This window comes from Polyangium sorediatum (assembly GCF_029946465.1).
In the GTDB taxonomy this organism is placed as follows: Bacteria; Myxococcota_A; Polyangia; order Polyangiales; family Polyangiaceae; genus Polyangium; species Polyangium fumosum.
In genome coordinates this window covers 98,461-108,057 of the sequence record NZ_JARZHI010000035.1, presented here as the reverse complement: position 1 = coordinate 108,057, position 9,597 = coordinate 98,461, and the positions used below count along the sequence as shown (strand labels likewise).

Below are 9,597 nucleotides of genomic sequence, written 5' to 3'. Positions count from 1 at the left end.
CGGGCGCGCCGCCGTCGCCCGCGGGGAGCGCCGCGCCTGCCGCGCCGGGCGTGCCGCCGTCGCAGCCTGCGGGGGAGCCGGCCGCGGTCCAGCCCGGCTTCGTCGAGGAGACGGGCGATGATGACGATGAAGGCGGCGGCCAGCCGATCCCCGCGCCGCTCTTGAACGGCCTGCCCATGGGACCGTCGTCGGCGACGCCGATCGGGTCTGCGGCGGGCAAGAAGCCTCCGGCACAGCCTGCGCCGGACGCGCCCCCGGACGATCCGGGCGAAGAGTCCGAGGCACATTGAGCGCGACGGGGTTCGTTTGAGCCGCAACGAATCGTCGAAGCCGGTGCAGATCGCGCAGGCGGGCGACAGCGTGCTCGAAGTGGAGGAGCCCGACCTCGTGATCTACCGCCTTGGCGGGGTCGTCGAGGGGCACCAGCTCCGGACGTTGCGCGTGGCCGAAGGCCAGTGGAACGAGGGCAAGCGCTACTTGCTCGTGCTGGTCGACATCTCGCGCCAGATGAGCTCGACCATGGACGCGCGCAAGGCGTCCACCGAGCCCGCGCTCGGGACGCACAACCGCGCGATCGCGATCTGCGGCGGCAACCACTACGTGCAGGTCCTCTCGGACCTCGCGGTGCGCGCGATGCGCTCGCTCACGCGCACCGAGGTGCAGGTGCGTTTCTTCCCGGACGAGGAGATCGGGCGAGCCTGGCTTCACGCGCAGCGCGCCGAGCTCGTGTCGAAGACGAGCTGATCGCGAAGGTCTTTCCTTGGGCGGGGAACGCTTCGAGACAAAACACCAAAACCCCCTGTCCTTCCCGTGAAGGCGGAGAGGGGATTTTGGAGACCGAACGGGCAGCGATCAGCGCTTCGAGTACTGGAAGCGCTTGCGGGCGCCCGGCTGACCGTACTTCTTGCGCTCCTTCTTGCGCGCGTCGCGCGTCAAGAAGCCGGCGCGCTTCAGCGAGGCGCGGCGCTCGGGGTCGGCGAGGCAGAGGGCGCGCGCGATGCCGTGGCGCATCGCCTCGGCCTGCGCGCTGTGCCCGCCGCCGGACACCGTCGCTTGCACGTCGTACTGGTCGACGAGCTCGAGGAGCTCGAGCGACTGACGCATGATCATCTGGTTCGTCTCGCGCACGAAGTAGTCGTTCGCGCCACGAGCATTCACCGAGATCTTGCCGGAGCCCGGCGAGATCCACACGCGCGCGACGGCCGTCTTGCGCTTACCGGTAGCGTAGATGCGATTGTTCTCGGGCATGGATCGGTCTCAGTTCACGCAAGGGGCTGCGGCTTCTGCGCCGCATGGGGATGATCCGGTCCGGCGTACACCTTGAGCTTCGTGATGAGCTCGCGGCCGAGGACGTTCTTCGGGAGCATTCCCTTGACCGCCTTCACGATCGGCAGCTCGGGCTTGCGCTCGAGCAGGTGACCGTAGGCCTCGGTCCGGAAGCCACCCGGCTCACCGCTGTGCCGGACGTACTGCTTTTGCTCCAGCTTGCGTCCCGTGAGCGCCACCTTCTGGGCGTTCACGATGATCACGAAATCCCCCGTATCGACGTGGGGCGTGAACGTGGGCTTGTTCTTGCCACGCAGGATGGTCGCGACTTGCGAGGCGAGGCGGCCGAGGGGCTTGCCCTCCGCGTCGATCACCCACCACTTACGATCTGCGAGCGCCTGCGCAGGCTTGGCGCTGTACGACTTGGGGACTGGATTCATCGCTCGGACTCCGAGGGACACCGGCTAGCTGAAAGGGGCGCAACTTCTACAGGCGGGGTGGCGGTCTGTCAAGGATCGACGAGGGCAAAACCGCATTGGATCGTTCGTGATCCACCCGTCCTCACACCCGGAAGGTGCGTAAAACCCGCCGCGTTGACGGCGATGCCACCCTTGGCCGACCTTGCCGGGACCCATGATTGCCTTCGAACCGACCGAAGACCAGCGGTTGATGCAGGACGCCGTGGCGGAATTCGCGAAAGCCACGCTTCTGCCCCGGACACGCGAGCTCGAACACGCGCGCTGCGTGTCCGAGGACATCCGGCGCACGGCACACGAGATGGGGCTCGGGCTCGTCTCGGTCCCCGAGGCCGCCGGCGGCCAGGGCCAAGGGCTCGTGACCACGGTGCTGATCGAGGAGGAGCTCGGCGCTGCCGACGCCGCCGCAGCGTTTGGCCTCGCAGGGCCCGGCGCGTTCGGTCGCGCGGTGATCGAGCTCGGCGGACCCGAGCGCGCCGCAGAGCTGCTCGCCGGCTTCGCAGAGGAAGGCGGCTGGGACCGGTTTGGCGCGGTCGCGTGGAGCGAGCCCGCGCCGTGTCGCACGCACGAAGGCTTCGCGACGAAGGCCGAGCGGACCGACGAGGGCTACCGGATCACGGGGAAGAAGGCGTTCGTGGGGAACGCGGCGCTCGCCGATCGGTTCGTCGTGTTCGCGCAGGTGGAGCCCGAGCGCGGCTGGGGCGGGATCGGCGCGTTCGTGGTGCGGCGGGACAACGCCGGGATCCGCGTCGGGGAGCGACACAAGACGCTCGGGCTCGACGCGGCGAGCTTCGGCGAAGTCGTGCTGGAAGGCGCGGTCGTGCGCGATGCGGATCGGCTGCACGGCGACGGAGGCGAGGAGGGTTTTACCCGCGCGGCGCTGCGTTTCTTCGTGAAGCACGCGCTCGTCGTGGCGGCGCGGGCGGTGGGGCTTTCGCGCTTCGCGTTCGAGCTCGCGCGCGAGCACTGCGATACGCGCGTCGCGTTTGGAAAGCCGATCGGCCACTTTCAGGCCGTCGCGTTCACGCTCGCGGATCGGGCGATGGACGTGGAGACGTCGCGCTGGCTCGTGTGGAAGGCGGCGGCGGCGTGGGATGCAGGTCAGTCCGAGCGGGACGCGTTGCTCGCGTCGGCGCGCGCGGCGGCGCACGCGTTCGAGGCGACGATGCGCACGGCCGACGACTGCGTGCAGCTCTTCGGCGGCTCGGGCTTCATCCGCGACCTCGTGGCCGAGAAGCTGATGCGCGACGCGAAGCAGCTCATGCTCGCCGCGCCGACGGCCGAGCAGCTCGATCAGCTCGCGAGCGCGATCGAGCTCGGGCAGAAGCTCGATCCCGCGCTCGTGCTGCCCACCCCCGACACCCAGGCGATCTTCACCTGACGGACCGAACGAGGAGCCGACGATGATCGAATTTGCTTTGAGCAAGAAGCAACACGAGCTGAAAGAGGCGCTCCAATCGCTCGGACGTCACGTGATCCGGCCGATGAGCCTCGACATGGATCGCAACAAGGAGGTGCCGGAGTCGTTCCTGCGCAACTTCATGATGATGTCGAGAGGCTTCCGCTCGGACGACATCGCGGAGTTCCAGGAGGGCGCGCCGCGCAAGGAGCGAGATCCGAGCAAGCCCTCCGAGGCGAACCGCACGGCGGTGATCGCGGCCGAGGAGCTCGCGTGGGCCGACGCGGCGATCCCGCTCAGCATGCCGGGGCCGGGACTCGGCGCGCCGCCGGTGCGCGCGACGGGGACGCCGGAGCAGAAGAAGCGGTTCCTCGGGATGTTCCGCGACATGGACACGGGCCCGCTCAAGTGGGGCGCGTACGGGCTGACGGAGCCGGATGCGGGCAGCGACGTGGCGGGCATCCGCACGAGCTGTCGCAAGGACGGCGCGCACTGGGTGCTGAACGGGCGCAAGTGTTACATCACGAACGGCGGCCGCGCGGTGTGGACCGTCATCTTCGCGACCGTGGATCCTTCGCTCGGGCGCGCGGGGCATCGCGCGTTCGTGGTGGAGAAGGGGACGCCCGGGTTCGAGGTCGGCAAGATCGAGGACAAGATGGGGCTGCGCGCGAACGAGACGGCGGAGCTCGTGCTCGAGGATTGTCGCGTGCCGGAGGAGAACCTGCTCGGCGGCGAGGAGGCGTATCGATCGAAGGAGGGCTTCATGACGGCGATGAAGACCTTCGACAACACGCGCCCGCTCGTCGCAGCGATGGCCGTGGGCATCGGGCGCGCGGCATACGAGTACGCGCGCGACTTCGTGAAGCAGAACTACGTGCTCGGGCGGCCGATCCCGAGGTACGCGGCGATCGCGGAGAAGCTCGCGAAGATCGGGCGACGTCTGGAGGCGGCGCGGCTGCTCGTGCATCGCGCGACGTACCTCGCGGACATGAACATCCCGAACGCGAAGGAGGCGAGCATGTCGAAGGCCGCGGCGGGGCAAGCCGCGACGCTCGCGTGCATCGACGCGATCGAGATCTGCGGCGCGCACGGGACGCTCCAGGCGGAGCACGCGCTGCTCGAGAAGTGGTTCCGCGACATCAAGGTCTACGACATCTTCGAGGGCACCGGGAACATCCAGCGCGTGGTCATCTCGAAGCGGATCGTGTCGAACCTGAAGTCGTTTTGACGTCAAACGGAGCGGGGTCGACCGCGGGGGGCTCGATCCGGCTCAGCGCATCCGGGTGACGCGTCCGCCGCGGACCTCGTAGACGATGTCGGCGACCGAGACGAGGTGCGAACGATGCGCGACGACGATGCGCGTCGGCGCCAGGTTGGCGAGGACGGCCGCGATGCGCGTCTCGTTGTCGGCGTCGAGGTTCGCGGTGCCTTCGTCGAAGAGGATGATCTTCGGCTGGCGGTAGAGGGCGCGCGCGATGAGGATCCGCTGCCGCTGGCCCCCTGAGATCTGCGCGCCCATGTCCCCGACGAGCGTGCCGTACTCCATCGGCATCGCCTCGATCTCGTCGGCGATCGAGGCGTCGCGGGCCGCTGCGCGGACCCGGTCCATGTCGATCGTCGCGTCGAAGAAGGCGATGTTCTCGGCGATCGAGCCGGCGAGCAGCGTGTCGTCCTGCATGACGGTGCCGAAGCGCTCTCGCCAGCCGTGCCGGTGGACGTCGCGGATCGAGGCATCGTCGAGGTGCACGTCGCCTTCGCTCGGCGTCTCGATGCCGAGGATGATCTTGATGAGCGTGGACTTCCCGCTCCCGGACGGCCCTACGATCGCCACGCACGCGCCGGCCGGGACCTCCAGCGAGACGTCATCGAGCACCAGCGGCTCCGTCGCCGCGTACCGGAAGCGGACGTTCTTCAGCGACAGCGCGCCCGCGCCGTCGACCGGCATGTCGCGTCCGCCCACGGGCTCCGCTTCGGCGAGCATGAGGTCGTCGAGCCGACGCAGGTGGACGCCGACGAGCTGCAGGGAGGACAGGTTCTCGGTGAGCGTCCCGAACCGCTCACGGAACACGCCGCGATACGCGAGGAAGCCGAAGAGGGTGCCGAGCGGCACGGGATCGGCGCCCACGCCGAGCACCCCGATGCCGAGGACGAGCACCCATTCGAGGGCCCCGATGGTGGACGCTGCCGATTCCACGCCGGTCTGCAGGCGGCTCAGGCGCATGTTGGCGTTGAGGACACGGACGAGGTCGTTCTCCCACAACGCGAACCGCTGGGCCTCGCGCCCCGCGAGCTTGATGGCTTGCACCGCGCGGATCGATTCGAGGAGGCGGGCGAGCTCTTTTCCTTCGGCGTGCAAGAGCTCGTCGGAGAGCTCGCGTTGCCGCGGCAGCGCCGCGAACCGCATCGTGGTCTCGACCGCGAGGCCGAGGATCACGATCGCAGCGAGCTTCGGGCTGAACCGGATCATCAGCGCGGCGGTCACCACGCTGACCGCGAGGTCGATGAGCAGGGGAATCGCCCGATCGGTGACGAAGCGCCGGATCGCGTCGACCGATCGGACGCGCGCCAGCACGTCGCCGAGGATCTGCCGCTGGAAGAAGGACACCGGGAGCGAGAAGAGACGCCCGACGATGTGCGCGGAGACGCGGTGGACGAAGAGATTGCCGAACCGCGTGACCAGCACCCCGCGTGTCCACGACGCGCCTGCCTGCACCACGATCATCAAGGCAATGCCCGTGAGGATCGTCAGCATCGCTGGGTCCGATGTGCCGGCCGTGGGGTGACGGTCGATCAGGGTCCGATATGCGAAAGGCAGGGAGACAATGGATGCCTGGAGCAGGACCGTGAGCCACAGGGCCCGAAGCGCGACCGAGCGCAGGTGCGGGTCGTCGATCCACGCCCGCCGGAAGCTCCGCGAGAGCGCGAGGGGCTCGCGGGAGAACGCATCCGTGGGCGTGAGCTCGACCGCGATCCCGGTGAAGGAGGGCGATACCGCGTCGATTTTCATGCGCACGCGGCCCCGCGCAGGATCCACGATCGACGCGACGTCGCCCGTGAGTTTCTCCAGGACCACGAAATGGTCCATGTTCCAGTGGAGAATGGCGGGCGTCTTCAGATCGCCGAGGCGGTGAAGGCCGATGCGCACGGGGCGCGCCGCGAGGCCGAGCGCCGCCGCGAGGCTCATCAACATGCGCAGGCTGAGTCCACGCGGCGTGGTGGTGAGCTTCGCGCGAAGCGCCGCGAGGTCGGCCTCGAGCCCCCAGGAAGAGGCGACCATGGCGAGGCACGCGAGCCCGCATTCGCTGGGCTCTCCTTGCAGAATGATGGGGACGGCTCGCGCGGGGCGGGGGGGCGAGGCTTCGCTTTCGGCGACGCTGGCCATGGGCTCAGCGGGCTCCCCAATACAACGCGACGAGGCCGGCCGCCGCCAGCAACGTCAGGACGGCGAGAATCCCATGCTCGGCGGGCAGCCGGCCTTCCCACGGCTCGCCGGCGCCACGCGTGGCGTGCGCGGCCACCGCCTCCGGGCGGTAGAGTCGATGATTGTCCCGCCGGTTGCTCTTGCCGCCTTTTTCCTGGCTCTCGCTCGCCTTGCTTTCGCTCATTGTCGTGCTGCGGAATCGACCGCGTTGCACACGCCCCGCCAGAATCGCTGGCCGCTCTCCGTGAGGGTCTTGCTCTGGTCGAGGGCGGGCCGGTAATCCTCGTCGAACCAGCGCTGATGGACGTTGAATCGATCCTGCGAGGCAGCGTCGAGCCCGGTCGTCCGGCGAAGCGCGTGGTAGTAAACGATCATGTTCCCCACCGCGTGCGCCCCGGAGAGGACCCGCTCGATCGGCCGGTGCGCCCGCTTGATGGGAGAGTAGTACACTTCGTCGCTCCCTGTCTGCACGAACGGCGCGACCATCGAGTAAAGCAACATGTGCTGGTGGGCGCACTCGTGGACGAGAAGCTCGCCGCAGAACGCCGCGTCGTCGGGCGTTTCGATCGCAATGAGCCCGGGATGATCGTAGGAGCTGCCGGATTGGGCCTCGTGACTCCCGCTCCGGTCGAGGAGCAAGCACCCCGCGGCCGTGCTCGCGACCCACGGTGCGAAGAGCGGCGCGCTCTCCAGCAAGAGCCGCCACGCGGCGCGAATGACGTCGATGCGCTCCTGCGGCGCAGCTACGGTCGCAGGCGGGGCGGGCGGGGGGGCCGCCATCCAGGGGAATCCCTCGACGGAATGGCGCAGCCCGCTGACCGTGACGTACCGCGGCGCGAGACCGCCGCTCGGAAAAACCCTCCACGGGCCGCCCGGCGCCTCGGCCGGGACGAGGTTTTTCTCCGGCGAGAGGACGTACGTCGCATGGCCCAGGTCCGAATGAACGGTCGTCTTGTTTTCCCCCGCCGTGAGGCGGCACGTCCCGTGAATGGGTTCGAGCCACCCGTCGAGGTAAAGCCATTGCGGCGTGTCGATATCGACCTCCACGACGCCCGACCCGCCCATGCCGCCGTGGAGCGCGGCGAGCTGGAGCGCGGCGAGCGCGGGCGCGTCGTTTCGCAGGGCGAGCAGGGCCAGACCCATTTCGGGGCGCCACGCGCTGCCTCGGCCCGGGGTGAACGCGACGAGGGCGCGGGCGGCCTCGTCCTTTCCGGCCCGCGTCAATACGTCCGCCACCCGGCGGCGCGTGGCATTGAGGCGACCTGCCGCGAGCGAACGCACGGCGCCGACGGCGTCGCCGTGGACGGGCGACGCGAAGATGTCCGCGTGGGAGGAGATGTCTGCCATGGGTTTGTCCGGCTCAGCGTGGAGGGGACGCCAGTTGCCCGTTCTCCGGGGCGACCCCCGGTTCGGGCGCGGGCGCAGGGTCGATCGCGGCGATCCTGCTCGTGATCTCGGAGAGGGGAATCCCGTTCCGGACGAGGAATGCGGCGATCTCGGCGTAGATGTCCTGCAGGCCCTTGCAATACAGCGATTTGTTGTCGAACCGGAGGGCCTTGGAGAAACGATTGATCGGTCGCCCGGCCTTGCAGATGTTCCACCACCCGCACGCCTTGCACCCTTCCGGTCGCCTCAGCGACGCCTCGGCCTGCTCGCGCCAGGCGTCCGACTCGACGAGGTCTTCGAGGCCATGGGTCTCGATATTGAGGCCCATGGAGGCGAAGCGCGGATCGACGACGCGCAGCGTATCCTCGGGGGCCAGGTCGCCGTTCGACGAGACGGAGATGATGTTTCGATAGTCGTCGCGATACGTTCGGAGCAGGTCCATGGCTTGCGAGCTCACCATCGCGGACAGGAGCTCCGAGAAGACGCGGATGTGGACCTTGGGGTTCTTGTCGCGCAGCCACGCGCGGCACGCCGAGAGCAAATATCGCTCGACGCCGCGGACGATCTCCTCGTTCACCCCCGAATCCCACGTGTAATCCGGGGTCAAAAAGCTCATGTCGGTCACGCCCAGGGTGTGGACGAAGTGACGGTACACGGCGCCGCCGTCGGCCCCGGGGTTGATCACCGCGAGGAGCCCGGGCGCGCTGATCCTTTTTTGTGCCGCGGCCTCCTGGAGCAGGCGTAGCCCCGCGACCGTGCGGTCATACGAGCCGCGGTCCTTGAGGTCGAGCCGGTGCTTGTCGTTCACGGCGGGTGGCCCGTCGAGCGATACACCCACGGAGATCTGATATTTCTCGAAGAGATCGATCCACTCGTCGCGGACGAGGACCCCGTTCGTTTGCAGGCCGAAGTCGAAGCGGAATCCGTCTTCGTGCTTGCGGAGCCTCTCGCACATGTCCGCGAATCGTGCGCGTGGCATCAGCAGCGGCTCGCCGCCGTGAAAGATGAGCGTCACCCGCTCGATGCCGTACTTCTTCGCCGCTCGCGCCGAGAACGCCCCGAGAGCGTCGACGACCTCGGGCGACACAAGCGGGGGATGCTTCTTCCAACTGTCGTCGCCGGCGAAAAAGAAATAACAATAGTCGCACTTGAGGTTGCAGCGCTCACTTACCTTGAATACGATGTTCAGATACTCGGCGGTTCGACGGATGTCCTGAAGCATCTCGCGCTGATTCCTTTCGTATCCAAGGCCCGCGTTCGAGCCACCGAGCGCGGCCTCCTTATAAAGAAGGAGGCCGCGCCCAGCGGACTCACTCCACGTGGTGGAGGTTTACTTCTGCTGCTGCTTGAACTGGACGTGCAGGCTGAAGCCGCCGCCCGTGACCTCGTCGATGTGGGCCTCGATGAGGTCCTCGGCACCTTCGAAGTCCATGCTGTCCTCGTCGGCGAGACGATCCTGGATCTGCTTCTCGATGTCGTTCATGGTTTTCTCCTGCTCGTGAATTACTCCGGTGAGGAGCAATACTCAGAATTATCAATCTCCGCGTCGTCCCACAAGAACATTCGTTGGCGCGTCGTCTTCGGAGAAGGCTTGGGGTGGGCGCGTGTTGTAGAATTCAATTTGTGTTGCAACGGAATGCTCGGGGAAG

The 9,597-nt window shown here is 67.9% G+C and carries 10 protein-coding genes and 1 pseudogene; 4 read left to right on the top strand and 7 right to left on the bottom strand.

Annotated features, from left to right (window positions below; genetic code table 11):
- Positions 1-290, top strand: a pseudogene (locus tag QHF89_RS30995) (hypothetical protein); the annotation flags it as partial.
- A gap of 16 nt (positions 291-306) precedes the next feature.
- The gene (locus tag QHF89_RS30990; RefSeq protein WP_136927401.1) at positions 307-744 is read left to right on the top strand and encodes a hypothetical protein; all 438 of its coding nucleotides are present in this window, start codon (positions 307-309) and stop codon (positions 742-744) included.
- Positions 745-852: 108 nt separating this feature from the next.
- Here QHF89_RS30990 and rpsI read toward each other — a convergent pair whose 3' ends face one another.
- Together rpsI and rplM are read right to left on the bottom strand one after the other, a co-directional pair.
- A complete protein-coding gene (gene rpsI, locus QHF89_RS30985; RefSeq protein ID WP_136927400.1) occupies positions 853-1,248 on the bottom strand; it encodes a 30S ribosomal protein S9 in 396 nt (131 codons plus the stop codon).
- A gap of 14 nt (positions 1,249-1,262) precedes the next feature.
- Positions 1,263-1,706, bottom strand: a complete 444-nt coding sequence (rplM, locus tag QHF89_RS30980) for a 50S ribosomal protein L13 (RefSeq protein ID WP_136927399.1) — start codon at positions 1,704-1,706, stop codon at positions 1,263-1,265.
- A gap of 193 nt (positions 1,707-1,899) precedes the next feature.
- On the opposite strand from rplM, the gene QHF89_RS30975 reads away from it, so the two are divergent.
- Both QHF89_RS30975 and QHF89_RS30970 read left to right on the top strand, forming a co-directional pair.
- Complete coding sequence (locus QHF89_RS30975) at positions 1,900-3,123, top strand: acyl-CoA dehydrogenase family protein (protein WP_136965397.1); 1,224 nt, start codon at positions 1,900-1,902, stop codon at positions 3,121-3,123.
- Positions 3,124-3,145: 22 nt separating this feature from the next.
- Positions 3,146-4,369: an acyl-CoA dehydrogenase family protein gene (locus QHF89_RS30970; RefSeq protein ID WP_136965398.1), complete on the top strand. Its 1,224-nt coding sequence runs from the start codon at positions 3,146-3,148 to the stop codon at positions 4,367-4,369.
- A 42-nt stretch (positions 4,370-4,411) separates the two neighbouring features.
- Here QHF89_RS30970 and QHF89_RS30965 read toward each other — a convergent pair whose 3' ends face one another.
- The 5 genes from QHF89_RS30965 to QHF89_RS30945 form a co-directional block, all read right to left on the bottom strand.
- Positions 4,412-6,523, bottom strand: coding sequence for a peptidase domain-containing ABC transporter (locus QHF89_RS30965; protein WP_136965399.1), 2,112 nt, complete (start codon positions 6,521-6,523; stop codon positions 4,412-4,414).
- A gap of 4 nt (positions 6,524-6,527) precedes the next feature.
- Entirely contained in the window at positions 6,528-6,746 is a 219-nt protein-coding gene (locus QHF89_RS30960) for a hypothetical protein (protein ID WP_136927395.1), read from the bottom strand.
- Positions 6,743-7,909 (bottom strand): aKG-HExxH-type peptide beta-hydroxylase, encoded by a 1,167-nt coding sequence (locus QHF89_RS30955; RefSeq protein WP_136965400.1) that lies wholly within the window; start codon positions 7,907-7,909, stop codon positions 6,743-6,745. Before QHF89_RS30955 ends, QHF89_RS30960 begins: the two co-directional genes overlap by 4 nt.
- 13 nt (positions 7,910-7,922) lie before the next feature.
- The gene (locus QHF89_RS30950; RefSeq protein WP_136965401.1) at positions 7,923-9,170 is read right to left on the bottom strand and encodes a radical SAM protein; all 1,248 of its coding nucleotides are present in this window, start codon (positions 9,168-9,170) and stop codon (positions 7,923-7,925) included.
- 108 nt (positions 9,171-9,278) lie between these two features.
- Positions 9,279-9,431, bottom strand: coding sequence for a hypothetical protein (locus QHF89_RS30945; protein WP_170228813.1), 153 nt, complete (start codon positions 9,429-9,431; stop codon positions 9,279-9,281).
- Positions 9,432-9,597 lie beyond the last annotated feature (166 nt).

Coding starts and splice junctions, on each gene's coding strand:
- QHF89_RS30955 (WP_136965400.1), bottom strand. CDS start 7,909: ATGGCAGACATCTCCTCCCACGCGGACATCTTCGCGTCGCCCGTCCAC.
- QHF89_RS30945 (WP_170228813.1), bottom strand. CDS start 9,431: ATGAACGACATCGAGAAGCAGATCCAGGATCGTCTCGCCGACGAGGAC.
- QHF89_RS30950 (WP_136965401.1), bottom strand. CDS start 9,170: ATGCTTCAGGACATCCGTCGAACCGCCGAGTATCTGAACATCGTATTC.
- rpsI (WP_136927400.1), bottom strand. CDS start 1,248: ATGCCCGAGAACAATCGCATCTACGCTACCGGTAAGCGCAAGACGGCC.
- rplM (WP_136927399.1), bottom strand. CDS start 1,706: ATGAATCCAGTCCCCAAGTCGTACAGCGCCAAGCCTGCGCAGGCGCTC.
- QHF89_RS30975 (WP_136965397.1), top strand. CDS start 1,900: ATGATTGCCTTCGAACCGACCGAAGACCAGCGGTTGATGCAGGACGCC.
- QHF89_RS30970 (WP_136965398.1), top strand. CDS start 3,146: ATGATCGAATTTGCTTTGAGCAAGAAGCAACACGAGCTGAAAGAGGCG.
- QHF89_RS30960 (WP_136927395.1), bottom strand. CDS start 6,746: ATGAGCGAAAGCAAGGCGAGCGAGAGCCAGGAAAAAGGCGGCAAGAGC.
- QHF89_RS30965 (WP_136965399.1), bottom strand. CDS start 6,523: ATGGCCAGCGTCGCCGAAAGCGAAGCCTCGCCCCCCCGCCCCGCGCGA.